The following is a 26,549-nucleotide window of genomic DNA, read 5'->3' as shown; positions in this document are numbered from 1 at the left end:
AAAAACAGTCTCTTATTAAATCCAATTTGTTGGTTAAAATAAATCCCATAGGGAAATGCTCTCTAAAACGAGATCCGACGATGGCATGGCGACGATCTCTGGAGCTTGGTAACAGAGAATGTCGTACACTTCGTGTGTGGTGATACAACAATAATGAAAAGGCGCGCGTCTCTCGTAACGGTTATAACTTTCCTTATCGAACCATTTGAAAAATTCGGAATACTGAACTTCAAACAATCCGTAGCCAGAGGAAACCAGAGTGGCGGGGTCCATAGTGGTGAGCATACGCAGGCGATTGCCTTCGTCGGTGCGCCGATAACACAAGTGCTTGTGAAAGATCACGGAATAACGGGCGGGAAGTAGATCTGTAGATTGATCTTCTTGACCATAACTTTGATCGAATTTGGGCGGGAGGTTCTCTTCGAGCAACAGAGTGGCCTTGTCCCCGGTGTCCATCAGCCCGAGTGAGCGCATTCTTTTGGGCAAGGCAGGATCTGTTAGTAGCTTGATATATTTCTCGGATTTCGTTTTGAGTATTTTGCTTTTTATACTATCGCCTTTTGAGGAGGAGTTTTGCAGCAACAGCTCTGAAGCATCCACAAAAGTACGCTTTTTCGACGATAATTTTTTGGCGCTTGCGGCGATGAAATCCAGCACCCGGGAACTACGTTTATTTTTCTGTGGGCGAGTGTGTGTACCGGGTTTATTCAAAAGCCGTTTGAGTTGGGCGCGAAAGTGAAACATTTCAACTTCCAGGCGCCCGCTGTCTTGGGGATCAAAAATATCAATAATACGAACTTTTTTACGGATGGCATCCAGACGCAGATCGTAAAGATTGAAGCTGTGTTCGTGGACCTTGGGGCCTTTACCCGAAATCATTTCGTCTATTTGGATTTCCAATAACAGCTTAATTTCTGTGGTACATTCATCCAGAAAAAAGCGTTCGACCAGATTTGGCTTCATCGTGTGTGGCACTCTATCGTCTGTCTTTCCTTGTCACAGCGAAAAGCGCTGATTTAAGACGCGGGGTATTTATTAAACTCTGACAATAGCGGGAAATTATTACAGCAATATTTTGTTGTCGGAAAAAAGCTATAGACCTAGCTTATTACTTATATTTTATCCAAACGAACAGTTCCAAACCAAATCAAAGGCCCTATTCGTGGGTTCTGTGTCCGATGTAATCCAGCAAAGAAGCCAACCAGACCAGATGGTAATTGATCGGCACATCCGTACAGCTCGAGAGCTTGGTCATGACTTCATAATTATCCGACAATTTCCCAAGCATGGTAAGTTCCGGTTTGATCGTTGGGTTGACGGCTTCTTCGTGGTCAACAACCCAATGGTAATTATGGTCCAGTGGAATTTCCGTGATCCCGAGTTCTTCGAGATGAGCAAAGAGCTTTTCGCTTGCGGTTTTGAGAACTTCAACCTTGATTGTCATTTTACCCTGACCCCAGCTAAATTCTGTGACGTGTCAACACCGATTTATCCCTCATCTTAGCGCAAATTTGTTTTTGCAGGGATAATTTTTCCTTCGGCCTGTCTGGTTTTTAATCTACCCGGTATTTAATAAGAAAGTTTTTTACCTTCTTCGTTTTACGGATGGGGTCTGGACGATCTTTTTTGCTCTGTTATAAAATTCTTTGAGATCGTGAGGATCAACATCATATTGATATTTTGCGACGATAGGTAAGGGGTGTGCTGTTTCCAGGATATCATAGAGCTGGATAAGCACCATGCCATCGATGGTTATGTAGTCTGGATTTTCACCATTAAAGTAATTGATGAAACGACCAAATCTGGTTTTGCTTTTTTCAATAATAGGCTCTACCTGATTGAGTTTGATCGCCAAATGTTGCAATAGGTTTTCCGGGGTGTAAGTCATCGTTGCCAAGTGCTCTGTCACGCCTTCGACGATAGAATCTCGAAAAGTATTCGGTTCAGGGTGCCGAAGTGTTCTCTCCCGTTCATTTCGGTTATCGTGTCTTTTGATAATCATCTTCTTCCCGGAACTTTATGGCTTTGGGCGATCTTAACCCAGCACAAATCGCAATGCCACAAGACTGATCAGTCCGGTTGCAACACTAATCATGAGCGAACCTCGTAATGCGACAACGCCAGCGATAACGATGGAGAGAGCTTCGGCGGGGCCTTGGTTGAGCAGGGAAGGGGCAACCAGGGCCGTAAGAACCGCCGTTGGGACGGCTTCTAAAGCCGCCTCAACTCGATAGTGAGGTGATCCAAACCTTGATAGAATCATATGTCCGCCGATGCGGGTCATATAAGTTACAACCGCACAGGCAAGAATGATCAGGTAGGTATTATCATGCATTGGCTGTGCCCTCCTCTAGGCCGATTTCTTCTTCGTTTGTATTCTCCAGAATGTTTTTCTCTGGATTATTTTTTTGGGGGGGACGGCTTTGGGCCGCGGCAACGATCAGGCCAGCTATACCACCCAGTGTAATGTGCCAAGGACTGCCAAGGGTGAAATAGGTCAACAGAGCTACACCACCACTGACCAATAAAACGAGAATAAAGTTTGGTCTTTTGTGAAATCCCGCGACGAGACCTGTAAAGTAAAGCGGCAGGATAAAATCCAGACCGTATGTGGCGGGGTTTTCAATGAGGGATCCAAATAATGCCCCCACACAGTTTGAGGCAATCCAGGTGATGTAAATCACTGCGGCATAAGAAAAGTAGTAGGCAGGGCGCAGACCCACTGTCGCAGCCCGTGTTTCAGAGGCGGCAAACTGCGGGTCCACCAGCAAGAAAAAGGCACAGGCTTTTTGAAGGGGGCTAAAGAGCGTCATTTTCCGCCCGATAGAAGCAGAATAAAGGACATGGCGGAAATTCACTGCAAATACAGCGAGCACAATCGACCAGACAGGAAGCGTCTGCCCCATGAGATCAATCATCACGTATTGACTGGCTGCGGCATAGATGGAAAGGGAAGTCACCATCATTTCCAGAAAGCTAAGGCCGCTATCAATGGCGACGGCCCCAAATACAGCCCCAAATGGAACAATCGCAGCCATTATTGGTAAGGCGTCGCGTAGGCCGTCCTTGATATCCCGACTGAAATACCGGTTGTTATAAGACGATGTCCTATGAAACTGGGGCCTATCAAACTGACTTGTCATACTTTTTTCCTGATCGCTAGCTGTTCTTGGGCTGCGGTGTGATGATTGGTATTCGCTCGTTTATTGACATTTGTTCGTTAAAACGAGATATTGTTTTGTATATTGAACGATTGACAGTTGTTCGTCAAATCGAACGTTTGTTCGTTACGCTAAGTGTTTGTGAGGCAACAAAAAGAAAAATATGACTCCGGTAAACCTGATCGCAAAAGCTATTGTAAAAGAGCGCAGTCGCGCCAAGATGAGCTTATCTGCTCTGGCCGCAAAGGCGGGTGTTGCAAAATCGACCTTGTCACAGTTGGAAAACGGACAGGGGAACCCCAGTATCGAAACCCTGTGGGCAATTGCATCGGCTCTGGATATCCCGCTGAGCTATTTGTTTGAAACACCGAAGTCAGAGTTTGTAATTGTCAGGGCTGATGAGGGCGATCATCTTGCTTCGGATGCCTCTTCGCTCACCTCCACGCTGCTGGCGGATTGCCCCCCTTCGCGCAGACGTGATATCTATCGGGTTACGATAAAAAATGGGTCGTTGAGAAAATCCTCGGCTCATCCCGAAGGGACGGTCGAGCACGCCTTTGTTTGTAGTGGTAAGGTCAAAATAGGGCCTGATGATAATTTAAAAGAACTCAACGAAGGCGACTATTTCCGCTTTCCAGGCGATGTCGAACATTCCTATGAAGCCCTCACAGATAACTCAATATATATTTTGATTATGGAAAGCCCTGTGTAGGAAGGAAAGCTTTTACCTTCGGCGTTTTACAGAAGGGGGCGAAAGCGACTCAGTGGCTTTTGGTTTTGGGGCGTTTTTTTTCGATAATTTTTTGTGCCTTGGCGAAGAGATCTCTGAGTTCATTATGTTCAATATTATATTGGTATTGGATCTCAATGAGGATAGGAGGTTTTATACCAACCACATCATGTAACTGCTGAATAACAATACCATCCAAAGCGATTGAAATAATGTCTTCTCCGGCGATTTTATTATAAATTCGGCCAAAAAAGGATTTTTCTTTTTCAAGAACCGCATTCATTTGAACGATTTTGTTGTAGCTATGAATAATGAGATCTTCTGGACTATAGATCTGGGCTGTCATGGCTTGCCCTACACCGCGGGCAATCTTCAAAAACAGAGGCTCTTCTAGAAAGTGATGATGGTTTGCATCGTTTGAAAAAGGATTACGATCCTGTTTTTTCTTAACCATGTAAATGGGCCATTAAATGACGTTTCTATAATTTCACACGTGAAGGAGTGTATCGAGGAACGGTTTTATGAAAAGGAGATTTCCATCGTTATAGAATAGAGCATTTGCTCCCCATATGACAATTTTTGATTGTAATCATTTTATCTATCGACGTGTCGTTTGTTTGCTTCATAACTATGTTTCATAATATGTTTTTAATCATACATTGAAACTTTCGAGGTTGTTATTTTATGAAAATTGGTTATGCGCGGGCCTCGGGAGAGGGGCAAAATTTGGCGCAGCAGGTCACAGCACTGGAGGATGCAGGCTGCGAGCGGGTGTTTTCAGAAATTCTTCCCTCTAATCGTGTTGTGTGTCCGGCATTGGAAGAAGTATTGGCGTTGGCAGGACCGGAAGATAGCCTTGTGATCTGGCGGTTGGATCGTTTGGGACGACGTACGGTAGAGTTAATTGAATTTATTCAGGACTTGCAGGCCAGAGATATTAACTTTCAATCCCTATCGGAGGGGATCAACACTGCGACCCCTTTAGGTAAGATGGTTTATACTTTTATCACGGCCCTTGCTGGTAATGAACGGGATCTGGTGATCGAACGTACCCTTAAAGGGTTGGAAACGACAAAGTTACAGAAGTCGAAAAAGCAAAAATCCGCTGGCCGTCCGCGTACTCTTTCACGTGAGGAGATTAGTGCAGCTATGACGCTGCTCAGTTCCCCGGATCAAGAGGGGAAAGCGCCTTCTCTTAGTCAGGTCGCTGATGCGTTAAATACCAATATGGCGACGCTGTCACGGCGTCTTAAAGAAATCTCGGAAAATGAAAGTTCACAAGACAACTAATCGGTCAACTAACAGGTCATGAACGATCCTGCTATTTGGTTTTATCATAAAAATAATAATTTTTATTTGTTTTCGAAACTGTCATTTTTATCAGAAATTTAGTGACGCCCAAGCTCTTTAATCAAAAGCTTAACTTCACCTTCTGAAAGTTCAAAATCTGAACCTTCTTCCATGGCAGTAAGTTGCATGAGCTTATTATTGAGATAGGGACTAAGTTCCCGGCAATGATTGTGGTGGATTTTGTAAGCCATCTTGACGACCTTTGTGGCGCGATAACCTTGTTCTATTTCTTTTCCGAGATCATCTCGCAAGTTTTTTGCACTGTAGGCCACGACCCTAACTCCTTGATAGAGTGGTTAAATCAGGCAACGCGAAAAATACTAAACCAAAAATAAATAAACAGGTCCAAAGTTGATTAAGGAACTGCCAAGCGATGCGAACGATAAGTGTGTCAGCGTAAGTAAAAGCACTTGAAAACACTGCTGAATACAAAAGCCGAAAACAAAAAGGGTGCTCATGTATAAAAACAGGGCATCCCTTAAAAACGACTCAAATCTACCAATGAGTCTAAAGTAAGTATAGAGAGCAAATTATTACAAATTGCTTAACTCTTTATGCGCGATCGCATCCGATGAATTAACCCAAAAATTGAGCAGTCGTGAGGATGCGATTTGTTAAGACTAACACTAATCCCCTCGATCTCCTACAGGAAGAGGTTCCTAAAGTTGATGACATAATTGAGGTTCAATACTCGTCATGAAAATACCAAAATGCGTAATGAACTTAGGGTAGTTTCGACAATTCCGGCGACCGATTTTCGAACATCAAACACCGTGAACGCGCGACCCTGATGTATAGCGGCCCTGATGTATGCGGCGGAAAATGACTCACTTTAAGGTTTGGAGATTTTGATCGATTCCGGGATTGATCCAAAGGCGCAGGGCTGTATGGAGCGCGGTATTTTTGATTATTTGAATTTAATTAAAGTCATGTCGGACAAGGCCTTGGATAGAGTGCGGCAATTGGTCTCTATCTTTATCGGATGAAATTTTAAAACCGTAATATAAGATTCACAAAACAATGGTATGTTAATAGGGCAGGGTGTTCAAAATGGGATCCTTGTTATAAGGAGAAGATCATGTTTGGAAGAGTCTCGCGTGATAATGCAGCCTTGGTGCCGTTCTTGACGTTGCGCATAGAATTCGCGCGGTTTTGTGACTGGTTAACCAAAAGAACTCAGGCTACCGAAATAGATCTTCAAGAATCTGATCTCTCAAATTCGGCCCCTAAAACATCCAAGAAAAATAGTTCTGATCAAGATTAAACGGGATTTGGTGTTCATTTTTCAGGTTATTTTACCCACCAGATTTGCCCATTAAATTTATGTACTTTCCTTGATACGATCTTTCTTTTCGCGTCTATTCCATTCGTCAGCAACATCTCCAAGAGTTTTACAATCTGTTCCTTTTGCCCCTTCTTGAATCCATCCTCTGATTTGGGCCATAAACGGGCGTGTGAATTTGAAATTTTCACCACATTCTCTTCGTAAAAAGCGACGCACATTCTGCGTGTTTTTATAGCTGTCTGTAATTGGTGTTGCACGGGTGAGTTCGGCGCAATGCCAATCGATGATATCTCGTTTTAGTTTTTTGTGTGATTTGTTGGATGATGTCATGTCGAAGGCCGCCATCCACACACCAAAATATGGCCAGATAAAAAACCGATGCCGTGGTAAGCGGTCATGTTATCTTTAGACCAGATTAGATCAAAAATTGTGCCTTTTTTTGTAATTTTCAGGTCCCAGGGATCTGCAGGGGTATTATCAGGGCCGTAATAGGTGATACTGTATTTACCGACAAAATTGTCTTTTGACGTTTTTGCCTCCGTTCTTTGACGTGTTGCGATGCCTCTACAAATTGTCTCAACGCCTGTCTGTGCGCTAAAAGCCCATTCGGCGTCTAAATTACCCGTTGTTTCATTAAAGCAATAGGTCACACAGCCAATGGATCGACCTTTATCAATTAAATTATGTGTGCTCTCGCTCATAGCTGGTCTTTCACATTATTTTTTATCTGCGTTGGTAATTTTATGATACTTTACATCGTAGGTTAATCGCGAGGTTTTTTCGATCTTCATGGTGTGTAAATTTTACGAGTTCGTAATAACACCCTGTTGGTAGGCTCATTGTATGCCTCATTGAGTATTTTTTGAACCTCTGTAAATCAAGGATATCGATGGTTTCTTTCGACAAAAACTTAAAAGAAGATCAAGTTCTCAAATATGCGACTGACAGTATATTGATAACCTCAAATGATTTAGATCGGCCTGGGCCAACAATTGTTTATGTAAATACGGCATTCGAAGAAATGACGGGGTGGATGAGTGGTGAAATTGTCGGCCAGTCTCCACGTATTTTGCAGGGGCCAAATACAGATCTTGGCATTTTCAAACACATGGCTGAGATTTTAAAATCAGGTGACGTTTGGCAAGGCCAGACCATCAATTATCGAAAAGACGGATCAGAATTTTTTATGGAGTGGTCAATTTCATCTATTCCAAATGAAAAGGGCCGACCGGAATATTACATAGCTGTACAGCGTGATGTTACGCGTCGAGTTCAAATGGAACGAAAACTCGAAGAAACGAGGCATCTAGCTGCAGAAGCGAATAGAAAGAGGCTAAATCTTTCACGTTACTTTTCCCCTTTAACCGCTGAACATCTCGCCGAACGGGATAATCCATTGGGGGAAATAAGAAAACAAAAAGTCGCTATTTTATTTATTGATATCGTGGGATCAACAACCTTTGCAGAGAGTATGGCTCCGGAAAAAGTTGTCGGTATGCTGCGTTCTTTCTATCAACGAATGGCGAAGGTAATCTTTACTTATCAGGGATCCATTGAACATTTCGGGGGAGATTCCTTGTTGGCGGTATTCGGTGTCCCCGATGTGAACTCGAATGATGCAACCAACGCTCTATTGTGCTCAAGGCAAATGTTACTAGAGCTTGAACGATGGAACGAAAAAAGAATACGGCATGGACGACAAGAAATCATAGCCGATATTACGGCGCATTATGGTGATGTCGTGCTTGGGGACATTGGTATTCAGGAATCAATGAGTTTTACTGTTATCGGCGATACGGTTAATACGACAAGCAGGTTGCAAGAGCTTTGTCGTTCTTTGAAGAAGCGATTGTTGGTAAGCGAAGAAATCCTTTTACAAGCGAAGTCAGAAAATGTCGATCAATGTGACCAAAATTCTTATGATGTAATTACCGATTTTGAATGTGTTGGGTCTCATGAAGTTCGAGGCAAAAGCCAGAATGTTAAATTATATTCCAGAACTTAAAGTTATTTCAGGTAATAGTGGGGTTTACAAAATTTCTATGATTTCTATGATTTCTATGATTTCTACGATATAAAGTTTATTCATAAAACTCATGAAGTGATGAAAAGATATCGTTTTTGTTCTAGGCATCATAAGTGCTATCTCCTCTTTAAATTAAAGGGCGTTGATCCTGAGTAGTGGTTTTCTTACTCAAGTTCGAGAATGGAGATAAAGTTATGACGAATGATAATTTCGTATCTAAAAATGAAATCCGCGCACAATTTTCTCAGGCGATGTCAGTGATGTATCGCGAAGAGGTGCCAGCCTATGGCACGTTGATGGATTTGGTCGGGGATATTAATGCGACCGTTCTTGAATGTGATGAAAGCCTGCGCGCACAACTGACTCACAGTAATGGTCTGGATCGCATTACCGAGGAACGCCATGGAGCCATTCGGGTAGGAACTGAAAAAGAACTCTTCACCCTGCGCCGCTTATTTGCCGTGATGGGTATGGAACCGGTTAGTTATTACGATCTGGCTGTTGCTGGCATTCCCGTGCACTCTACAGCCTTTCGTCCGGTTGAAGAGGCTGATCTCAACGAAAATCCTTTTCGTGTGTTCACGTCTTTGCTGCGTTTGGAACTCATAGAAGATGAAGATCTTCGCGCCGCAGCTCAGGACGTTCTCGACAACCGGGAAATTTTCACCATGGCAGCACTTAACCTGATCGACCGCGCCGAAAAACAGGGTGGCCTGAGCAATGAAGATGCGACGCAGTTTGTCACCGAAACACTGGAAACTTTCCGCTGGCACGCCAAGGCGAATATCGACAAGAAGCTCTATGACAGGCTGCACGACGAGCACCGACTGATTGCTGATATCGTTAGCTTCCACGGGCCGCACATCAACCACCTGACCCCGCGTACTCTCGACATTGATGCGGTGCAAAAGGCCATGCCGGAACGCGGTATTGACCCGAAAGCCGTGATCGAAGGACCGCCGCAACGTCAATGTCCCATTTTGTTGCGTCAAACTTCTTTTAAAGCATTGGAAGAAGATGTTTTCTTCAAAGGCCAGAACGGCAACTGGGAAGAGGGTTCTCACACCGCGCGCTTTGGAGAGATTGAACAACGCGGCATTGCGCTGACACCAAAGGGCCGCGCGCTCTATGACCGGTTACTTGATGAGACCCGCGCTGCAGTTCGTGCAGGTGAAGGCGCTTACCAAGATCTCTTGGTTGAAAGTTTTAAAGCTTTTCCGGACAGTTACGAGGAATTACGCGCAGAAGGTCTGGCCTTTTTCCGTTATTCGTTGAGTGACAAAGGCGAAGAGATCACGCGTTCAGTTGGCATCAGTGGGTCACTTGACGGTTTGCTCGAAGCTGGTCTCTTACGCATGGACCCGATCATTTATGAAGACTTCCTGCCGGTTTCTGCGGCGGGTATCTTCCAGTCTAATCTGGGTGATACAGACGCAGATATTGTCTATAGCGATCCAAGCCAGCAGGCCTTTGAAAAGGCATTGGGGGCAAAGGTTTGGGATGAGTTGGCACTCTATGCCGAGTTGGAACGCGCTTCGTTCAAGGCATGTCTTGCCAGCTTGTCGGAAAAAGCATTAAAACAAGACGCTAATATCGCGGCTTAACCTTCTTGCTCCCTTTGATTAAACAGAGATCTAACATGATTGCCCCGACCCGTGACCACTTTGAGGCCTTAAAAGCAATCGTTGGCGATAAAGGCCTTTTGGTGCCTGCTGGATCTGGGGCGGGAGTCGAGACCGATATTGGAACAGGGGGTTCTGATCTCGCGGTTTATGAAAGTTGTGTGCGTTATGGTCGGGGACAGGCCGCCTTTGTGGTCCGCCCTGCCAGCAGTGCTGAAACCTCGCAAGTTCTCGCCTATTGCCAAGCAGCGGGCATCACGTTGATCCCACAGTCTGGCAACACAGGACTGGTTGGGGCTTCGACACCGGACCCGTCCGGTACTCAGGGTGTCCTTAGTTTTGATCGTCTTCTTGGCACTGTTGAAAGCGCCACGCAGGGGAGCGGGAACATTATCTTCGACGAAGAGAACCGCTCAGTTACAGTGGGGGCAGGTGTGCGCCTGTCCGATCTGAATGCCTTTCTTGCGCCCAAGGGCTATGTCTTTCCGATTGATCTCGGTGCGGACCCACGTATCGGCGGCATGATAGCAACCAACACAGGCGGCGCACGTTTCTTACGCTATGGCGATGTGCGCCAAAATACGCTCGGCGTAAAAGTGGTTTTGGCGGACGCGCAGGGCACCGAACTTGATCTTATGTCTGGCCTGCGCAAGGATAATACCGGGATTGACTGGAAGCACCTTTTTATTGGCACAACGGGTGTGTTGGGCGTGGTTACAGAAGCTGAGCTCAATGTTGTTCGGCTACCACAACAAACGACGGCAGCCCTTTTGGTGCCGCGCGATGAAGCCGCTGTTCTCAAGCTGTTACTGGAAATGGAAGAGCGCTGCGATACCAACCTGACAGCATTTGAGGGCATGTCAGCCGCGGCCATAAGCGCAGCCTTCGACCATGTGCCTTCACTGCGCAATCCTTTCCCCAACGGCGAAATTCCGGACTACGTCTTGCTGGTGGAGCTTTCGCGCACCTGGGCCAAACGCGAAAGCGAACAGAGCCTGGATGAGCTGATGGAAGTTGTCCTCGCCGAGATTTGGGAAGATGAAGATGCGCCCGATCAAGATGGACCGTTGGAAAACGCCTTTATCGGCCGCCCCGAAGAAATGTGGGCCTTGCGCCATGCCCTGTCCGAAGGCGTGAAACACGCGGGAAAACTGGTGGCCTTTGATGTGTCATTTTGTCGGGGGGATTTGATGAAATTTCGCGCCTTTATGGCCACAGAATTACCCAAAAAATTCCAGAATGTACGCATCTGTGACTTCGGCCATGTCGGCGACGGTGGCCTGCACTTTAACCTTTCGATCTCAAACGATGATCCGCGTCTGAATGATGCAAATTTTATCCCGTCCCTGCGTAACTGGGTGGTGAAAATCGTCGTCGAAAAATACCACGGCAGCTTCTCCGCCGAACACGCCATTGGCCGTAGTAACCAAAGCTTTTATGATGACTACACGCCAGAAAAAGTAAAAAAACTCGCCGCCGGATTGAAGGCTCTGACCTCAGCCGGAGAACTCGGAGCTGTGAAACTAGGTTAGGCCCACTTTGTGCCAGAATCGGCATTCATTACAAAGCCGCGTATGACCTGTTTGAGCCCAAAGTGCACGGATATTTAACTGTTAACGAACGTCGGCTTCTCAAGATGGCGGAGGGCCGTTTTATACAGGAACTTAGGCGTTCAGTTTATTCCCATCCAAGTCCTGAAAATAGCCGATCATCATTGTCCTACTCTGAACGGTTTCTAGTCCGAGACACCCGCCGCTGGCGGCCTTTTTTTGCCAGAACCTCCAAAATCGAAACCTCGACTATCATAAGGTTAATTGCCCATGAAAATACCATTATTACGTCGCGCAGCGGCCCTGTAGCCTCTGTCCCGTACAGAACCATCCACCCAATGCCAATGAATGTCTGCGTAGACGCGCCCTGACCGATTGCATAGGCGCGTAACATATAGGCGCTGTGCTTAAGGACATTCTGGGACCTTATGGCAAGAACGGACCAAACGATGAAGTAGATCATCAGAAAGCCGAGTATGATCCGCGCCCAATAAAGTAAGTTCCCTTGGAGATTAATCGGAAAGCTGTAGAAATGAGTCATCCACAATCCACTTCCCGCAGAAAGGCAACCTGCCACCGCAACAATTCGACCAAATGCGCGGTGTGCAACAGGATGCTTTAGCCTGATGCTTGGCAGGAACTGGATTGCGCCAAGAAGACAAAAAAAGAAACTGCTGAGAATGTGCATGACGATTGAGGTGGGCATTGCTGACGCACGTGGGTTTTCGGGCACGATTGCGGGTCCACCTGCTAATTCGAGCACACGAAACAAGCCGCCAAAGGTCGGTATGAACGAGTAAACAAGGACAAAGATAAGGATCGCCCACTCAGATTTTCTAAGAACCTTCATGGGGCTACCTGCTGACTTGATGGATCAATCGACGTGTCGACCGATTGCTTGCAGATATGCATTGGACCAAATCCCTTGATTGATACGTCTTGCTCTGACCTTTCTAGTTGGCTTGGGGCCATTTTAAAATTGCATATTATTATAGTTCTGGTATGCGTAAATCATGGAGTGGAAAAGATTAAATTTTGACTGGAATCAGGCGCGGGCGTTTCTTGCCACTGCCGAAGAAGGATCGCTTTCTGCAGCCGCGCGTGCGCTTGGGCTCACTCAGCCCACTCTCAGCCGACAAGTTGCCGGTCTCGAAGAATCGCTTGGTGTAACACTGTTCGAAAGGACTTCACGCGCCCTGTTGTTGACCCAGACCGGGACCCAGTTGCTTGAACATTTCCGAAGCATGGGTGAGGCCGCAAATCGAATTTCAATCACGGCTACAGGGCAATCCGAAGCGATGACGGGGCATGTAGCTATCGCCTGCACGAATGGAATGGCAACATTTTTCCTCCCGGAGATACTCAAAAAACTTCAAGCCGCAGCGCCAGACCTTCAGATTGAAATTATCGCGTCCAATGAAATGAGCGATCTGCGACGGCGTGAAGCAGATATTGCGATCCGACATGCCCGCCCTCAGGACGAAGGCCTTTTTGCCAAACGCCTTAGGGACACAACCGGTCATCTTTTTGCATCGTCAGAATATCTAGATGCCGTTGGTCGCCCCTCACATCCGTCAGATATTGAAAAATTACAATTCGTGGGGTGTGAGTACCCAGAGCGCATGCTCGGGCTAATGGCTTCACACGGTCTGGGGCTGACTGTGGCGAACTTTAACTATTCCACTGCAAGTGTGACAATGGCACTGGAACTCGTGCGCAAAGGGCTGGGGATTGGTATTTTGCCAATCGATGTCGGAGCAGCCTATCCCGAACTTGAAAATCCCTATCCTGATTTTGAACCGATAGAAATAGAATCCTGGCTCGTTGCGCACCGAGAGCTGAAGACAAACCTTAGAATTCGATTGGTGTTCGACCTATTGGCAGAATATCTCGGTACAAAGCAGTGAACCGGAATAGTCATGCAGCGCTATCGTAGTTCCTTGCGTAACCTGTACTAGGCTCAGTCTTGGTTCAATCGCATTCTTGGGCTCGTTGATTGTATCTTTAGTTTTGATTACAGGCGTATCATTAATGCTGCATAGCTACTGGTCTAAAGGTTGGGCGTAAAAACATCCTCATTAAGATTCCATTACAACACTCAGAAATTCCGGTTTTTCATTCATGATTTCAATCTTCAAAATCTCTTTTAAAATAATTAAATGACGTTTTATTCCGCAATGAAGGTTTGATCCCGGACTTGTTCTCTCAGGACGAACTTTTGAATTTTTCCGGTAGAGGTTCTGGGGATTTCTGTGAAAACAAACTTGCTTGGAACCTTGTAGGATGCCAGATGTTCCCGGCACCACGCGCGGAGGGTTTCGGCTGTTGCAGTTTGGCCTTCTACCAGTTCTATAAAGGCGCAAGGGGTTTCCCCCCATTTGTCATGCGGCATGGCGACGACGGCGGCTATGGCAACGGCGGGGTGTCGGTAAAGGGCTTCTTCTACTTCGATAGAGGAGATATTTTCACCTCCTGAAATGATGATGTCTTTTGATCTGTCTTTGAGTTGCACATAACCGTCAGGGTGCATCACGCCGAGATCGCCAGAGTGGAACCAGCCCCCGGCAAAGGCTGCTTGGGTTGCTTTTGCGCTCTTGAAATAGCCCTTCATGACGACATTGCCACGGAACATAACTTCGCCCATGGTTTTACCGTCTCGTGGCACCGGAGCCATTGTATCAGGATCGAGAACATCCAGTCCTTCCAAGGGAAGATACCGAACACCTTGACGGGATTTTAGTTCTGCTTGTTTTGCTTCGGGGAGGTCGGACCAGCTTTGGTGCCAGTCATTGACCACAGAAGGTCCATAAGTCTCTGTCAGGCCGTACAGATGGGTCACGTCGAAGCCTGCGGATTTCATGTCTGCCAAAAGTTTTTGCGGCGGCGGGGCTGCGGCGGTGAAAAACTGGACGGTGTGGTTTAAGGGGCGTTTGATTTCATCGGTTGCCGTGATCATCAATGACATAACGATTGGTGCGCCGCAAAGGTGCGTGACATTGTAATCTGACAAAGCATTCCAGATCGCATCAGCACGAACATAACGCAGACAGACATGCGTTCCTGCAATTGCTGACAAGGTCCAGGGGAAGCACCAGCCGTTGCAGTGGAACATCGGTAATGTCCAAAGGTATACGGCATGTTTTCCCATCGATGTCGTCAGCGCGTTTCCCTGAGCCAAGAGATATGCGCCGCGATGATGAGATACGACCCCCTTTGGGTCGCCAGTTGTGCCCGATGTATAGTTGATGGAGATTGCGTCCCATTCATCCTCTGGCATAAACCAATCGAACTGGGCATCACCCTGCATTAGGAAGTCTTCGTAATCGAGGGCATCAACGGCGATGGTTTGATCTCGGAACGTTGGGTCATCGTATTGAATTAAAAGTGGCTTCACATTGGCTAGTGCAAGGGCTTCTTGCATCAGGGGCATGAACTCGCGATCAACGATGGTAATTTTTGTCTCGGCATGATTAAGTTGAAAGGCGATGACTGCGGCATCCATTCGTGTGTTGATTGAATGCAATACCGCCCCGCACATCGGCACGCCATAATGGCATTCTAACATCGCAGGCGTGTTGGCAAGCAAGGCCGAGACGGTATCTCCCCGAGAAATGCCATGCTGTGTCAGGGCCGAAGCCAACTGACGTGATCGGGCATAAAATTCCACGTAACTACGCCGTAAATCCCCGTGGATAATCGCTGTTTGATCAGGAAACACACTGGCGGCACGTTCTAAAAAAGCCAGAGGTGTTAGGGGCTGAAAATTCGCAGGATTACGGTCCAGATCAGTATTGTATGGATTGGGCTTGAGAGGTTTATTCATCGCGCCACTCCGGTTGCCGTTTTTCAATAAAGGCACAAATCCCTTCTTCGGCGTCATGGGCGAGCATGTTTTCAACCATGATGGCCGAGGCATAATCGTAGGCTTGCGGTAAATCCATTTCACGCTGTTGATAAAAAGCCCGTTTTCCGGTTGCAAGCGTCATGCTGGATTTAGAGGCAATTTTGAGGGCAAGTTCCATTGTCGTTTCGTGCAGGGTTTCCACAGTTGCAACCCGGTTGATCAGTCCGATTTCTGCGGCGCGGGCAGCAGAGACCATATCACCCGTCAGCAGCATTTCCATGGCGTGTTTGTTGGCAACATTCCGCGAGAGGGCAACCATGGGCGTCGAGCAAAACAAGCCGATATGAACACCCGGCGTGCTGAATTGTGCAGTTTCGGTTGCGACTGCCAAATCACAACTTGCCACAAGCTGGCATCCTGCGGCGGTTGCTATGCCCGTGACTTCGGCAATAACGGGTTTTGGGCAGGTCACAATGCTTTGCATAACGCGGGAGCAAAGGGCCATTATGCGTGTGAAATAGGCCTTCCCTCGATCGGTCTCAGCGCGCCCCGCAGTCATTTCCTTGAGATCATGTCCAGCACAAAAAACGGGTCCATTGGCCGCTAAAATGATTACCCGTACCGTCTTGTCTGTGGCGGCTTGCGTTAAAGCGGTACCCAAGTGTTCAAGCATTGCCTCTGATAACGCATTACGGCTCTTTGGCGTATTTAGTGTGAGGCGTAGGATGCCGTTGTCATCCTTGTCGCTTAACAAAATGTCCGTATCGACATTATTGACACCGGGCAGGCGGATATCTGGTACGGGGGTATTGGGCACGGAATTACCTCTTCGTATACCTAAAATATATTTGCTCTACACAGTCAGCCAAAGTATTCGCGATGAAGCAATAGGGATCGATAAAATTTTGTCTTTTTCCAACTTTTTAGCCTTCTCACGTGAAGACCTAATTTAAATGGCGGATTGAATGCAGAACTATCTGTTCCATAAATTTATCTGTTTTCGTGTATTCGATTATGGAAAACTTCTTTAAGAAAGTTCTTTAGACTTTGTCTTTATTGTTTTTTGTCGAGACGCCTTTTTCAACCTGCCTAACTCTGTGTTTTTAACGCGCTCTTCAAAATTCGATCACTCCGTCTTGACGCGAATAAAATCACAAGTGCCATTGCGATAATAACCAGTGAAAACTGGATGGCAGTTTGGTAGCTATAGGCGCTGGCGATCAGGCCCATGGAGACGTTGCCGATCATGCCGCCGAGAAACAAGCTGTTCATGTAGAGCGATGTGGCGCGGCCCAAGCGACCGTTGGCGAATTGTTGGACGAAGGAAATGCTCACGCCTGCAAAAAGACCATAGTACAAACCTTCGAGTGCAGCCCCCAGTGCCAGTTGGGGCAGGCTTTCGACCTGAGAGAGGATATAGAAGGTTGGCATGGCAATGACCGCCGAGAGATAAAGGGCTGTTCGGGTTCCGTACTTTTCCATGATGTAAGGCGCAATAAGAATGGCGATAACCTCCATAAAACACTTAATGGTAAAGGCCATGCCGGGGGCAAAAGTGGGCAGCCCTGCTTCTTGGGTAAAATAGAGCGGTAGGGAAGCGCTTGTCAGAATGTGGGCTATGGCAAAAAACAGGCAGGCACTTGTCGCCAGCCATAATCCTTGGCTGATTGCTTTGTTTTGTGATGCTGTGACTTGCGCATTATTACCTGTAGGTTTTTTTTCAGCAGCAGGGGCCGTGAAATCCTTTGGAATGGCTAGAAACCAAAGTAAAACCCACAGTGAAGCAAGGCCTGCAGCGGTATAGAACACAACCTCGTTGCCCCATTGTCCTGCGATAAAAAAAGCAAGGGCAGGGCCAAACATCCATCCCAGAGAAGTCATGCTGCGCAGGTAGGAATTGTAGGATGTAATCGCTAATCCCTGTTTCCCGGCATAGGCACGGCCAAAGCTGTACATGATGGATGTCGAGGCATTGGAAAAACTAAAACACAGGCTGATAAAGCCGATGATAACCCAATAGGAGGGGTAAAGAGACAGGGTGATGGTGGCAACCAGAAAGGCACTAACCGACATGGCGATAAGCGGACGCACCCGAGCACCCTTGTCAAAGCGTTCTCCAAACTGGCGGTTCATTACAAGGGACAAAGCGGTTACAATCCCCACATAAACACTGATCTCCCAAGGGTCTCGCCCTAAGCCATCCACGATGAAATACCCCATAAAGGGAACGATCATCGCATTGCAAAACACCCCGACAAATAGCAGGAGAAGAATGAGTATTGCTTGTCTGTTAAGGGGGGTGGACATGGGTGGTTCTTTATCTTTAATCAGGGAGCAGAAACAAAGAGATTTTAAAATTTTTATGTGAAGTTGTATCGTGTAAAGTCTTGTTTTTAGCTCCACTCTGAATGGTCAACAAAAGTGATTTTAAGTCAAGTATGATAAGGTGAGTAAAGAAGAGAATAACTCGATACTTATCCTGATTTTAACCAAAAAATTATTGAGGATATTTTTTCTTGGTTTTGGCTTTGGCAATAATTTCTCCTGCATCATCATAGGCTTTGGCAGTCCACTCGTAAGTATGGATACCTCTGGGAGGGCAGGGACTTTTGTACTTAAAGGCACCTGTTTCTATAACGGATTGGTCCGTGTACTTAACGCTGCCGCCGCCGTGGTGATAGCTTTTGGCATCAAGATCTTGCAGGGAAAATTTGATCTTTACTGTTCCAGTTGGAACGTCGGATAATTGGAACACGGGGTTCGCAACGCGAGTTGGTTTGCCAGAGGTACATTTTCTGAAATCCCCCCATTGATCAAAGGAGATGTCAAAATCATCTGCTTTGAGCGACGTGCTAAATGTGAGACTTGATCCTAAAAATGCAGATAAAAGAATTAATTTTTTCATTTGTTATCACCTTTGAATACGAGAGATGTTCTCCTGACAATAACAACTTAAACATGTGGATCAAGGGCGATTTGCAGCAAGGGATAACTTGCCGAAAGGCCCCTTTAGAACGTTAGTCAGGATTATGGTTCTATATTTCTATCTTTTCTCAAATATATTCACCGCGTCGCGGAGCATGGCGGCGGCGGTGGGGGTGGGTTCGCGTTCCCAGAGTTTGTGGGACATGATACCGTAGATGTCGGTGTGCATTTCCACGGCCATTTCCCATCCGGTGCAGTGGGCGAGAAAATTGTCGCCGGGCAGGGCGACGGGGGCGACGGAGAGTTTGCCGTTTTCAGCGCTCGCAACCAGCTTGATTTGTTCCCCGCGATCTCGTGCTGCTTTGAGTTGGCTTTCTGTGATGTTTTCTATGCCTGTGACGTTAACGTCTTTCAGGGTGACATCCATGCGTAATATGGCATTCGCGATGATGATCAGTTTGTTGGCGGTATCCCAGCCACCGACGTCGAGGGTCGGGTCTGCTTCGGCGATGCCGCGGTCCTGGGCTTCTTTTAGAGCGTCATCATAGGAACGCCCGGTGGCCATTTCATCCAGAATGAAGTTGCTTGTTGCGTTGAATATCCCCTGAAGCTTGTGCACATCCCCGGCGATTAAATCGCGTTTACCCATGTTGAGGATCGGCAGGCCACCGCAAACGGTTGCGCTATAGGCCAGCCCTGCGTCTGTTTTCGCGGCAAGATCATGAAGTTCTTTAAATGCGAGGACAACCGGGCCTTTGTTAGCAAGGACAACGGAAATTCCCTTACTCAAAGCAGTACGGGTGATACCCAAACCGGGAGCGCCAGTATCAAGGTTAACAGGTGAGGCCTCAAAGACCAGATCTATTGAGGTATCACCGAGCACGTCTTCGATGGTGGTATCAGGGCGATAACCCTCAAAACTTGAGGCGCGCTCTCCGGCATCTTTACGGGTTATAAGATTGCGCGCATCAAAACCTTGTTCGTTTACCGCAACGCCAGAGCTATCCGATACGCAGACAATTTTGAACTCTATACCATGGTCAGTCAAAACGCGTGTGTGCTTGTTTACAAGAATGTTTAGTAAATTTTTACTCACACTGCCGAGGCCAACAACGGCTGCCTTGATGATCATGGATTTGTACTTTCGGATTAATTCCTCTCGCAGATCAGGTAAATCTGTCGTGAGTTTTCTATGAGACGAGGATGTGTATGAAACTACGTCGAGCATTAGAGTACAAGTGTAAATGGTTGTAATTGTCCAAGAATATATTAAATCTACATGACAACTTATAGGTGTCATGTACGAAAGTTTATATATACCAAAGAAGAAGGTAAGAGTAAGGGTGGGGGGATGGTTGGAGAAATAATAGGTTCCATTTTAAAACATGTAATATTGGAGTTTGTGTTTGAGGGGCTTTGGAAGATTGTTTGTCTTCTGGCAAAGGGGTGGACGTATATTTGGATTAGTTTTTATAATTTATTTTTGTTCCACAAGCCTGAACTCACAAAGACTTTGGGGATTATTTCTGCCTTGCTTGTCAATCCAATAACTCTTTGTCTGGTGATCGGTTTTTGGCCTGATATCGTGACCATTGTCGCCGGCGCAGACATGGAGAATATCCATTAAATGGATGAGTTAAAAAACATTATGGGTCTTTTTTATGGTGTGATTTCTCTTATTGATTCATTGATATCAACCATTAAGTTTATCTTTGGTTGGTGGTCAAATTTATGGACAAAATTTTATGACAGTAAATTGCCCCTTAATCCAATTTGGGCGCGGGTTCTGGGAATTGTCTCGTCGCTTTTAACTCATCCGCTCGTGATTATCTTGGTGCTGTATTCTTTGCGGGATCGTTTGTGGGGGCCGTTTTAGCTGTCATCTGCTCATTATCCGAAAGCTTAGGTTTTGGAGTTTCCCCAACAGGGTAAATTCATGGAAACTTGGGTTCCTTTCCCGAGTTCACTTTTAAGTTCAAGAAAACCTTCATGTTCTTCGATCAGAGCTTTGGCAATTGTAAGGCCAAGCCCGGTTCCTTCTTGCGCACGGTGCGGGTCTGCGTCCCCTTGAGTAAAGGCATCGGTGATGGTGGGGAGCCGTTCAGGTGAAATACCGATACCACTGTCTTTAACCATTATTTTGACTTGTTTATTTTCCGAGGTCGCTTTGATCAAGACTTGGCCATCTTTATCGGTGAACTTAATGGCGTTTGACAATAGATTGAGGAGGATCTGTGTGACCGCTCGTTTGTCGGCATAGAGCATGGGAATGCTTTTTGGGACATCTATTATCAGGTCGATGTTATTGTCGCGGGCTCTCTTTTCGATGGACTTGGTACAGTCTTCAATCAAGCTCAAAGTATCTATTTGCGTCCTTTTGAGCGAGCGTTTTCCTGCTTCAATAGCTGCAATATCCAGAACGTCATTTACAAGGGAGAGCAAGTGCTTGCCGCTATGATGAATGTCGTGGGTGTATTCGGTATATTTCTCTGATCCGATAGCATTAACCCCCAGAGGGCCAAAAAATTGTTCTTGCATCATTTCGCTAAACCCAAGGATGGCGTTGAGCGGGGTCCGGAATTCATGGCTCATTGTGGCGAGGAATTCCGATTTGGCCCGACTGGCTTTTTCGGCCGCTTCTCTGGCTTCAAAAAGAGCCTGGTCAATTTTCTTCAATTTGTACATCTGAAACACAACAACCAAAGTGATCAAGAGTACGCCGACAAGGAAGAAAACGATGGAATTTCGAAACGTTAAGATTTGGCTGGATTGTTTTCTAAGGATGTTAAAGGTGTTTTGCTGGGTCATCGCAAACATCGGACGCATGGTATTTATGGCGTCATTGGTACGGGTTTCAACCAAAGCGATGACCACAGGTGAATCAGCGGGTTGATTGTAAACTCCAGAAGTTAGCCAACGTCTGATATCGGCAAGGGCAGGGGAAATTACAGAATGCATGGCTGACGCACCGACAAGGTTATCGAAATTGTAGGTGGTGCGCATGTGTTTCATTCTTTTTTCTACCCGGGATACTTGGTCCAATATTTTTTGGTTGTTTTCCGGAGAAGGCGCACTGTTGGCAAGCCTCGCTTGCCAGGCCAAATCTGATGCGTCTTGTACAAGTAATGCGATGTCACGTTGTTGTTGGACGATGGTAATCGGTAACGCTTTTTCAATGTCTTGCAGACTGGACCACGCGAAATAGATAATACCAAGGCACCCTACAATCACACAAAAAATGAGGATAATGGGTCGGGTGATGTATTGGCGGGCAATTTTAAAGTCGAGACGCTTGGCACGAGGGGCAGGTTTGTCGTGAGGTTCTTCGTCAGTTAAAGATGATTTAGTGTCATTATGTTGCGTAGAGTTTGAGGGCATTAAGGGAGCATCCCCATTTCACGATAAAAACGCTCGGCGCCGGGATGAAGAGGGATCGCAATACCCTCAAGAGCACGCTCGATTTCGATAACTTTGCCTTTAGTGTGCCCGTGGTTCAAAATTTGACGTGTGGTGGCATTCCAAAGTGCTTTGGTGATTTGATAAACCAAATTTTCATCAACCTTGGCACTGACAATCCACTGTGCACCGACACTGATGGTCGGGGTGCTGGGAATGCCAGGGTAGGTGTTTTCGGGAATGGTATCTGGTGAGAAAAAACTCCATCGCTTTAAGAGGCCAGTTGTTTCTTTACCACCGATGGCAATGAGTTGGGCCCCGACCCCTGATGCCAACTTACTGACTGATGGGGTAGGATAACCCGTTACAATAAAAAAGGCATCGAGTTCTCCGCGTTCAATTTTTCCGATGGCGTGTTCGGGTTTGATGTATTCAGCCTTCAGATCGCTTTCTTTCAGATCATAGGCATTTAAAATTAATCGGGCGTCAATGAGTGTACCTGATCCGGACTCATCCAAAGAGACTTTTTTTCCACGTAAATCATGTACCGATTTGATGCCGGATCCTTTGCGCGCGACAAGATGGAGGGTTTCAGGGTAAAGGTTGGCAATGGCCCTAATTTCCGGAATTGCCTTCTCGTTTTTAAATACGCCTTTGCCGGTGTAAGCCCAATAGACAACATCGGATTGAGCAAAACCTGATTCCAATTCACCCTTGGCAATGGAGTGGATATTAGAAACTGATCCGTTAGAAGACTGTGCAATAGCAACAAGTCCGGGTACGCCACAGCTGCCGCCTTCAGAACAGGGGCGTGATCCCGGTGGGTTGCTTATGGCCTGGGCCACCATGCCGCCAATGGGGTAGTAAGTTCCAGAAGTTCCCCCGGTCCCAATTCGAAATATTTTGATTCTTTTGAGATAATCTTCTTGAGAGACAATAGCTGTAGAGGAAACTGTTTGGGCAGAGGTGATTTGGGCAGCAGAAATTAAGCTAAAAGCCAGAAGCATAAGGAGCGTTTTAACGTGGATGCCGACACGTGTTTGGGCGTAACGTCTATCCATTTTATTGTTCTTTACACTCATAGATTTGCCTTGTAAAACCTTGTGATAAGCCACTGTTTTCATAATTAATTACACGATTGCACCTCTTCAAATTTCTGGCAACCGGTCTTTAGCGATATAAGACGATTTTATCCATGGAAAGTAAGATTGGTTTATGGATAAACTATCGCAAGTTTTGTAAGCTCGTTGGTTAAATTCTCCATAAGTTGTGATTTCAAGAGATTGAGGTTCCAAAAATACAGTAAACCAGCGTAACCGCTCTTTCCTTAAATTTTGATTATAATATCTGAGCACGTCTTGTTGGGCATTTTTATGTTATTTACGTGTATGGATATTGGTACTGGGCCTGTTAATTAATCCAGAGCCTCAAGAGCTTGGCGGATTTCAAGTTCTTTCCCTTTGATGTAATGGCATAGTCCCTTATCGTAGGTAAGTATCTCCGCATATAACCATTCTCTGATTTTTTCCTGAAAGCTTGGGTGCAAATCCGAAGATTGTTTTTTGAGGTATAGCCAATCTTTTTCGAAGCCTTTGAGCTGAGTGATGAAACCATGATGGCGATTACGATGAGATTCTAAATCAGGATACCCACAAATTTCCATGACCCGTTCTTCTTGTGGAAAGTGCTGTTGTGTATGGGCGGTTAATTTTTTAAAAAAATTATCAAATTTTTCTAAATTAAAGTTTTCGCGAGATACTTGATTTAAAAGAAAAATAAGGTGTTGTTGGTCTCGATCAATTCTATCAACACCAACGCGCATATTGTTATTCCAGATCAAAACTTTTTTATTTGAGGCCAAGGGGAGCTCGATCCAGAAACGGGTTCCTAGGTCAGGTGTGCTATCAAAATCAATCAACCCTGACATGCTTTCAATCAAAAGCTTTGCGACGGTGAGGCCAATACCTGTGCCTTCACGGGTTTTCATAGCTTCTGCACCTATGCGATGAAACATTTGAAAGACCTTGTCGCGATCTTTTTTATGAATGCCAACGCCTGTATCGATCACAGTTATACGTAAGAAACCCTTTTCAGTTATCTTGCTTTGGACATGAACGGTGCCGTCGGGCTTGTTGTATTTAATTGCATTGGACAACAGGTTGATGAAAATTTGTTTGAAGCGCCGCCGGTCTGTTGAGAGATAAATATCCTGCTGGGGGTCGAATTCGTTAAAAATGCGAATGCCGCGTTGTTCACCAAGCGGAGCTATTAGACTTAGGCATTCGCTTACTGTGTCATAGGCATCAACGTTTTCGACTGTTAACTCCAATTGATTTGCTTCAATTTTTGCCAAGTCCAGAATTTCATTGACCAAATCAAGCAGGTGATTGCCACCAGTTAATATGCACTCCACATGTTCATGCTGTTCTGGGGTGAGGGGGGATTTTTTGTTGATTTGCATGATCTGGGCAAAGCCCAAAATAGCATTCAGCGGCGTACGTAATTCGTGGCTCATACTTTCTAAAAACTGAGATTTTACCTGATTGGATCTATCGGCCTCCTGCAAGGCGTTATGCATTGCTTTTTCAGCCTTTTTACGATCTGTAATGTCAATAATACTCACGGCAACGGCTTTATAATCCTTTGCAGATTTAGGAAGTCGAAAGGTTATGATAGCATCGATATGTTTGCCTTTGAGAGATCTGTAGGTCGCCTCTGCGCGAAACAAATCTTGTTTGTCCCACATGGCGCAGAGCTCATCAATAAAGACATGGATCATTTGAGGGCCAAAGGTTTCAGCGATATGTTGAAAAAAATCATCTTCGCTTTGAGCATCAAATAATTTTAGAGTAGCTTCATTGACCTGTAAAAGTTTGATTGAGTTGGCGAGATCCCAAGCAATTTGTGTATTGTTTTTTAGATAACTGCGTAGGTCTGTTATTCCCTCTTTACGAAAATTTTCTAGGGCGTGGTAAATTTCAGATAAATCTTCATTCCAGATCGAAACTTCTGCACTATTAAAAAGTTTTTGGGTTCCTTGTTGAGAAACCAAACTGGTTAGAGCGTCGGATAAACGGTTACCGAGTGCTTCAAAGAGCGCGCAGTCATTCTCGTTGTAAATAACTGGAGCAGAACAGTGGTGAATACCCAGCAACCAGGGGTCGCCAATCTTCGGCCGAATTGCCATAACGAGCTGGGATTGGATATGGAAATGTTGATTGACAATATAATTGGGATCGAGCGGGTTTTCCTCGCTATCAAATCTGACAGGGCCGCAACTTTTAAGGGTTTTTTTGAAAACCTCACGGGTAACGTCATCAACTGGAATTTCTATACCATCAACTTCTGCACCGGGCCATTCTGGGACAGTGCATTCCATGGGAATAGTCGTAATGGCTGATTTAATATTACAGGGAAATAAGAGCCAGGCACGATCACAGGAAAATAATGGTAGGAACGTCTGGAGAACTTTTTCAAGTAATTCATCTTGGTCGGTGCTGTTTAAAATGATTTTATTTATATCATCCAAAGCACGAAAAATGCGGATATGACCTGCCTGAACTAATTTCAATTCCTCAATTTTGTTCTCCAGAGAGGAGACCGTTTGTCGAAGAATATGTTCTTCGCTTGACGCCTTATTCAAAAATAATTCTCCAAATAACCAAATTTCAAGGAGTTTCCTATCAAGAGAATTCCTATACGGTGGCGATCGACAGGGAACTCTGAAATTTTATTCTTCGGCAGCGAACATATAAAGTCAGCTTACCTCTAAATGATGAATTTATGAAACTGGAATTCTTGTCACCTGCCTTTGATAACTGGTCTGTCTTCGGGATAAAAATCTTTAGAATGAAAAATAATATCTTGGATTAGTTAACTTTTTGGTAGCGCGTTATTCGTCCAAGTGTTAAGAAAAGGCAAAGCGGTATTTCAGACGACACGGCCCAAAAACAAGACATCCTAGATCATTCGGTGTTGACGTTTTCGGGAATACTATTGCATGGCTCATTTCCTATATGATTCATATATAGTGACGCCATACTATCTGAAAGAAATACAGTGGATCATTCCATTTCAACATCCCGCCTTATCCGTAAATATAAAAACTCAGATCTCGACGCAGTTCTTAAGTGTTGGGAAAGTGCTTTTCGTTTGGCGCACCCTTTTATTGAAGAGGCTTTTGTCGCCAAAGTTCGGGTGGATATTCCTGCACTCTATATTCCCAACGCAGAAACCTGGGTCTGCGAAGAACGGGATCTCGTCGTTGGTTTTATTTCCCTGATGGGCAATGAAATTGCCGCACTTTTTGTCGACCCAAAAAAACATGGCCAAGGCAACGGCCGTGCACTTGTTGACAAAGCTTGCGCCATACGCGAAGGCAAGATAACTGTCGAAGTTTTTGAACTTAATATGATCGGTCGCAAGTTTTATAAAACTTACGGTTTTGAGTATAGGGATCAGTATGTGTTTGAAGATGTCGGTGAAACGGTTTTAAAGCTAACCCTCAACGAAAGCCAGCTCAGCACTTAACCAAAGGTAATACTTAAGGCCTTTCAGACCATGGGGAGATCAGGATCTATGATGGTCTTCTCATGGTTGGTTTGGAGGGTGGAATAGTTACGAACTTGCGCTATCTCTATAGCAAAAGGCCTCTATCGTT

General features: G+C 45.6%; 29 protein-coding genes. 11 read left to right on the top strand and 18 right to left on the bottom strand.

From position 1 onward, the window contains the following. Positions 1 to 33 precede the first annotated feature (33 nt). From ACFSKO_RS08775 to ACFSKO_RS08755, 5 genes are all read right to left on the bottom strand, one after another. Positions 34 to 963, bottom strand: a complete 930-nt coding sequence (locus ACFSKO_RS08775) for a hypothetical protein (RefSeq protein ID WP_380250567.1) — start codon at positions 961 to 963, stop codon at positions 34 to 36. Between the two features lie 193 nt (positions 964 to 1,156). Further along, positions 1,157 to 1,444: a hypothetical protein gene (locus tag ACFSKO_RS08770; protein WP_380250565.1), complete on the bottom strand. Its 288-nt coding sequence runs from the start codon at positions 1,442 to 1,444 to the stop codon at positions 1,157 to 1,159. A 141-nt stretch (positions 1,445 to 1,585) separates the two neighbouring features. Beyond that, positions 1,586 to 2,002 carry a hypothetical protein gene (locus tag ACFSKO_RS08765; RefSeq protein WP_380250563.1) on the bottom strand — a complete coding sequence of 139 codons (417 nt, stop codon included), beginning with the start codon at positions 2,000 to 2,002 and terminating at the stop codon, positions 1,586 to 1,588. A gap of 33 nt (positions 2,003 to 2,035) precedes the next feature. After that, the gene (locus ACFSKO_RS08760) at positions 2,036 to 2,335 is read right to left on the bottom strand and encodes an AzlD family protein (protein WP_380250561.1); all 300 of its coding nucleotides are present in this window, start codon (positions 2,333 to 2,335) and stop codon (positions 2,036 to 2,038) included. After that, on the bottom strand, positions 2,328 to 3,143 hold the full coding sequence (locus tag ACFSKO_RS08755; protein WP_380250559.1) for an AzlC family ABC transporter permease: 816 nt from the start codon (positions 3,141 to 3,143) through the stop codon (positions 2,328 to 2,330). The genes ACFSKO_RS08760 and ACFSKO_RS08755 overlap by 8 nt, the downstream gene beginning before the upstream one ends. A 181-nt stretch (positions 3,144 to 3,324) precedes the next feature. Here ACFSKO_RS08755 and ACFSKO_RS08750 point away from each other — a divergent pair, with 181 nt between their 5' ends. Beyond that, complete coding sequence (locus ACFSKO_RS08750; RefSeq protein WP_380250557.1) at positions 3,325 to 3,873, top strand: helix-turn-helix domain-containing protein; 549 nt, start codon at positions 3,325 to 3,327, stop codon at positions 3,871 to 3,873. Positions 3,874 to 3,922: 49 nt separating this feature from the next. On the opposite strand, the gene ACFSKO_RS08745 is transcribed toward ACFSKO_RS08750, so the two are convergent. Further along, positions 3,923 to 4,345, bottom strand: a complete 423-nt coding sequence (locus tag ACFSKO_RS08745) for a hypothetical protein (RefSeq protein ID WP_380250555.1) — start codon at positions 4,343 to 4,345, stop codon at positions 3,923 to 3,925. Between the two features lie 230 nt (positions 4,346 to 4,575). On the opposite strand from ACFSKO_RS08745, the gene ACFSKO_RS08740 reads away from it, so the two are divergent. Beyond that, positions 4,576 to 5,181 (top strand): recombinase family protein, encoded by a 606-nt coding sequence (locus ACFSKO_RS08740; RefSeq protein WP_380250553.1) that lies wholly within the window; start codon positions 4,576 to 4,578, stop codon positions 5,179 to 5,181. Between the two features lie 98 nt (positions 5,182 to 5,279). On the opposite strand, the gene ACFSKO_RS08735 is transcribed toward ACFSKO_RS08740, so the two are convergent. Further along, a complete protein-coding gene (locus ACFSKO_RS08735; protein WP_380250551.1) occupies positions 5,280 to 5,513 on the bottom strand; it encodes a hypothetical protein in 234 nt (77 codons plus the stop codon). A 576-nt stretch (positions 5,514 to 6,089) separates the two neighbouring features. Here ACFSKO_RS08735 and ACFSKO_RS08730 point away from each other — a divergent pair. Both ACFSKO_RS08730 and ACFSKO_RS08725 read left to right on the top strand, forming a co-directional pair. After that, positions 6,090 to 6,227, top strand: a complete 138-nt coding sequence (locus ACFSKO_RS08730) for a hypothetical protein (protein WP_380250550.1) — start codon at positions 6,090 to 6,092, stop codon at positions 6,225 to 6,227. Between the two features lie 92 nt (positions 6,228 to 6,319). Further along, positions 6,320 to 6,505, top strand: a complete 186-nt coding sequence (locus ACFSKO_RS08725) for a hypothetical protein (protein WP_380250548.1) — start codon at positions 6,320 to 6,322, stop codon at positions 6,503 to 6,505. A gap of 57 nt (positions 6,506 to 6,562) precedes the next feature. Here ACFSKO_RS08725 and ACFSKO_RS08720 read toward each other — a convergent pair whose 3' ends face one another. Both ACFSKO_RS08720 and ACFSKO_RS08715 read right to left on the bottom strand, forming a co-directional pair. After that, positions 6,563 to 6,856, bottom strand: coding sequence for a DUF6434 domain-containing protein (locus ACFSKO_RS08720; RefSeq protein WP_380250546.1), 294 nt, complete (start codon positions 6,854 to 6,856; stop codon positions 6,563 to 6,565). Then, a complete protein-coding gene (locus ACFSKO_RS08715) occupies positions 6,853 to 7,227 on the bottom strand; it encodes a hypothetical protein (protein ID WP_380250544.1) in 375 nt (124 codons plus the stop codon). Before ACFSKO_RS08715 ends, ACFSKO_RS08720 begins: the two co-directional genes overlap by 4 nt. A gap of 188 nt (positions 7,228 to 7,415) precedes the next feature. On the opposite strand from ACFSKO_RS08715, the gene ACFSKO_RS08710 reads away from it, so the two are divergent. From ACFSKO_RS08710 to ACFSKO_RS08700, 3 genes are all read left to right on the top strand, one after another. Beyond that, entirely contained in the window at positions 7,416 to 8,531 is a 1,116-nt protein-coding gene (locus tag ACFSKO_RS08710) for an adenylate/guanylate cyclase domain-containing protein (protein ID WP_380250542.1), read from the top strand. Positions 8,532 to 8,746: 215 nt separating this feature from the next. Beyond that, positions 8,747 to 10,156 (top strand): 2-oxoadipate dioxygenase/decarboxylase HglS, encoded by a 1,410-nt coding sequence (gene hglS / locus ACFSKO_RS08705; protein ID WP_380250540.1) that lies wholly within the window; start codon positions 8,747 to 8,749, stop codon positions 10,154 to 10,156. Positions 10,157 to 10,191: 35 nt separating this feature from the next. Beyond that, positions 10,192 to 11,706, top strand: coding sequence for an FAD-binding oxidoreductase (locus ACFSKO_RS08700; protein ID WP_380250538.1), 1,515 nt, complete (start codon positions 10,192 to 10,194; stop codon positions 11,704 to 11,706). 187 nt (positions 11,707 to 11,893) lie between these two features. On the opposite strand, the gene ACFSKO_RS08695 is transcribed toward ACFSKO_RS08700, so the two are convergent. Continuing rightward, positions 11,894 to 12,574 (bottom strand): DUF2306 domain-containing protein, encoded by a 681-nt coding sequence (locus ACFSKO_RS08695; RefSeq protein WP_380250536.1) that lies wholly within the window; start codon positions 12,572 to 12,574, stop codon positions 11,894 to 11,896. A 163-nt stretch (positions 12,575 to 12,737) separates the two neighbouring features. Between ACFSKO_RS08695 and ACFSKO_RS08690 the strand changes: the two genes are divergently transcribed. Further along, on the top strand, positions 12,738 to 13,631 hold the full coding sequence (locus ACFSKO_RS08690; RefSeq protein WP_380250534.1) for a LysR family transcriptional regulator: 894 nt from the start codon (positions 12,738 to 12,740) through the stop codon (positions 13,629 to 13,631). A 260-nt stretch (positions 13,632 to 13,891) separates the two neighbouring features. On the opposite strand, the gene ACFSKO_RS08685 is transcribed toward ACFSKO_RS08690, so the two are convergent. The 5 genes from ACFSKO_RS08685 to ACFSKO_RS08665 form a co-directional block, all read right to left on the bottom strand. Continuing rightward, the gene (locus ACFSKO_RS08685) at positions 13,892 to 15,547 is read right to left on the bottom strand and encodes an acyl-CoA synthetase (protein ID WP_380250532.1); all 1,656 of its coding nucleotides are present in this window, start codon (positions 15,545 to 15,547) and stop codon (positions 13,892 to 13,894) included. Beyond that, a complete protein-coding gene (locus ACFSKO_RS08680) occupies positions 15,540 to 16,385 on the bottom strand; it encodes an enoyl-CoA hydratase (protein ID WP_380250530.1) in 846 nt (281 codons plus the stop codon). Before ACFSKO_RS08680 ends, ACFSKO_RS08685 begins: the two co-directional genes overlap by 8 nt. Positions 16,386 to 16,657: 272 nt before the next feature. Next, positions 16,658 to 17,875 (bottom strand): MFS transporter, encoded by a 1,218-nt coding sequence (locus ACFSKO_RS08675; RefSeq protein WP_380250528.1) that lies wholly within the window; start codon positions 17,873 to 17,875, stop codon positions 16,658 to 16,660. A 190-nt stretch (positions 17,876 to 18,065) separates the two neighbouring features. Continuing rightward, the gene (locus ACFSKO_RS08670) at positions 18,066 to 18,473 is read right to left on the bottom strand and encodes a hypothetical protein (RefSeq protein ID WP_380250526.1); all 408 of its coding nucleotides are present in this window, start codon (positions 18,471 to 18,473) and stop codon (positions 18,066 to 18,068) included. Between the two features lie 138 nt (positions 18,474 to 18,611). Continuing rightward, positions 18,612 to 19,625, bottom strand: a complete 1,014-nt coding sequence (locus tag ACFSKO_RS08665) for a homoserine dehydrogenase (RefSeq protein ID WP_380250524.1) — start codon at positions 19,623 to 19,625, stop codon at positions 18,612 to 18,614. Positions 19,626 to 19,844: 219 nt separating this feature from the next. Between ACFSKO_RS08665 and ACFSKO_RS08660 the strand changes: the two genes are divergently transcribed. After that, the gene (locus tag ACFSKO_RS08660; RefSeq protein WP_380250522.1) at positions 19,845 to 20,120 is read left to right on the top strand and encodes a hypothetical protein; all 276 of its coding nucleotides are present in this window, start codon (positions 19,845 to 19,847) and stop codon (positions 20,118 to 20,120) included. Next, positions 20,121 to 20,369, top strand: coding sequence for a hypothetical protein (locus tag ACFSKO_RS08655; RefSeq protein ID WP_380250519.1), 249 nt, complete (start codon positions 20,121 to 20,123; stop codon positions 20,367 to 20,369). Positions 20,370 to 20,395: 26 nt separating this feature from the next. On the opposite strand, the gene ACFSKO_RS08650 is transcribed toward ACFSKO_RS08655, so the two are convergent. From ACFSKO_RS08650 to ACFSKO_RS08640, 3 genes are all read right to left on the bottom strand, one after another. After that, a complete protein-coding gene (locus tag ACFSKO_RS08650) occupies positions 20,396 to 21,871 on the bottom strand; it encodes a sensor histidine kinase (RefSeq protein ID WP_380250517.1) in 1,476 nt (491 codons plus the stop codon). Continuing rightward, a complete protein-coding gene (locus tag ACFSKO_RS08645; RefSeq protein ID WP_380250515.1) occupies positions 21,871 to 22,971 on the bottom strand; it encodes a TAXI family TRAP transporter solute-binding subunit in 1,101 nt (366 codons plus the stop codon). Before ACFSKO_RS08645 ends, ACFSKO_RS08650 begins: the two co-directional genes overlap by 1 nt. 332 nt (positions 22,972 to 23,303) lie before the next feature. Next, positions 23,304 to 25,532, bottom strand: coding sequence for an ATP-binding protein (locus ACFSKO_RS08640; RefSeq protein ID WP_380250513.1), 2,229 nt, complete (start codon positions 25,530 to 25,532; stop codon positions 23,304 to 23,306). A 416-nt stretch (positions 25,533 to 25,948) separates the two neighbouring features. On the opposite strand from ACFSKO_RS08640, the gene ACFSKO_RS08635 reads away from it, so the two are divergent. Further along, positions 25,949 to 26,419: a GNAT family N-acetyltransferase gene (locus tag ACFSKO_RS08635; RefSeq protein ID WP_380250511.1), complete on the top strand. Its 471-nt coding sequence runs from the start codon at positions 25,949 to 25,951 to the stop codon at positions 26,417 to 26,419. Positions 26,420 to 26,549: the final 130 nt, after the last annotated feature.

This window comes from Kiloniella antarctica, assembly GCF_042682825.1.
Classification (GTDB): Bacteria; Pseudomonadota; Alphaproteobacteria; order Kiloniellales; family Kiloniellaceae; genus Kiloniella; species Kiloniella antarctica.
Note: the sequence above shows the minus strand (reverse complement) of the source record. Positions and strands in the feature narration are given on the sequence as shown.

Coding starts and splice junctions, on each gene's coding strand:
- ACFSKO_RS08775 (WP_380250567.1), bottom strand. CDS start 963: ATGAAGCCAAATCTGGTCGAACGCTTTTTTCTGGATGAATGTACCACA.
- ACFSKO_RS08770 (WP_380250565.1), bottom strand. CDS start 1,444: ATGACAATCAAGGTTGAAGTTCTCAAAACCGCAAGCGAAAAGCTCTTT.
- ACFSKO_RS08765 (WP_380250563.1), bottom strand. CDS start 2,002: ATGATTATCAAAAGACACGATAACCGAAATGAACGGGAGAGAACACTT.
- ACFSKO_RS08760 (WP_380250561.1), bottom strand. CDS start 2,335: ATGCATGATAATACCTACCTGATCATTCTTGCCTGTGCGGTTGTAACT.
- ACFSKO_RS08755 (WP_380250559.1), bottom strand. CDS start 3,143: ATGACAAGTCAGTTTGATAGGCCCCAGTTTCATAGGACATCGTCTTAT.
- ACFSKO_RS08750 (WP_380250557.1), top strand. CDS start 3,325: ATGACTCCGGTAAACCTGATCGCAAAAGCTATTGTAAAAGAGCGCAGT.
- ACFSKO_RS08745 (WP_380250555.1), bottom strand. CDS start 4,345: ATGGTTAAGAAAAAACAGGATCGTAATCCTTTTTCAAACGATGCAAAC.
- ACFSKO_RS08740 (WP_380250553.1), top strand. CDS start 4,576: ATGAAAATTGGTTATGCGCGGGCCTCGGGAGAGGGGCAAAATTTGGCG.
- ACFSKO_RS08725 (WP_380250548.1), top strand. CDS start 6,320: ATGTTTGGAAGAGTCTCGCGTGATAATGCAGCCTTGGTGCCGTTCTTG.
- ACFSKO_RS08720 (WP_380250546.1), bottom strand. CDS start 6,856: ATGACATCATCCAACAAATCACACAAAAAACTAAAACGAGATATCATC.
- ACFSKO_RS08715 (WP_380250544.1), bottom strand. CDS start 7,227: ATGAGCGAGAGCACACATAATTTAATTGATAAAGGTCGATCCATTGGC.
- ACFSKO_RS08710 (WP_380250542.1), top strand. CDS start 7,416: ATGGTTTCTTTCGACAAAAACTTAAAAGAAGATCAAGTTCTCAAATAT.
- hglS (WP_380250540.1), top strand. CDS start 8,747: ATGACGAATGATAATTTCGTATCTAAAAATGAAATCCGCGCACAATTT.
- ACFSKO_RS08700 (WP_380250538.1), top strand. CDS start 10,192: ATGATTGCCCCGACCCGTGACCACTTTGAGGCCTTAAAAGCAATCGTT.
- ACFSKO_RS08695 (WP_380250536.1), bottom strand. CDS start 12,574: ATGAAGGTTCTTAGAAAATCTGAGTGGGCGATCCTTATCTTTGTCCTT.
- ACFSKO_RS08690 (WP_380250534.1), top strand. CDS start 12,738: ATGGAGTGGAAAAGATTAAATTTTGACTGGAATCAGGCGCGGGCGTTT.
- ACFSKO_RS08685 (WP_380250532.1), bottom strand. CDS start 15,547: ATGAATAAACCTCTCAAGCCCAATCCATACAATACTGATCTGGACCGT.
- ACFSKO_RS08675 (WP_380250528.1), bottom strand. CDS start 17,875: ATGTCCACCCCCCTTAACAGACAAGCAATACTCATTCTTCTCCTGCTA.
- ACFSKO_RS08670 (WP_380250526.1), bottom strand. CDS start 18,473: ATGAAAAAATTAATTCTTTTATCTGCATTTTTAGGATCAAGTCTCACA.
- ACFSKO_RS08665 (WP_380250524.1), bottom strand. CDS start 19,625: ATGATCATCAAGGCAGCCGTTGTTGGCCTCGGCAGTGTGAGTAAAAAT.
- ACFSKO_RS08660 (WP_380250522.1), top strand. CDS start 19,845: ATGGTTGGAGAAATAATAGGTTCCATTTTAAAACATGTAATATTGGAG.
- ACFSKO_RS08655 (WP_380250519.1), top strand. CDS start 20,121: ATGGATGAGTTAAAAAACATTATGGGTCTTTTTTATGGTGTGATTTCT.
- ACFSKO_RS08650 (WP_380250517.1), bottom strand. CDS start 21,871: ATGCCCTCAAACTCTACGCAACATAATGACACTAAATCATCTTTAACT.
- ACFSKO_RS08645 (WP_380250515.1), bottom strand. CDS start 22,971: ATGAGTGTAAAGAACAATAAAATGGATAGACGTTACGCCCAAACACGT.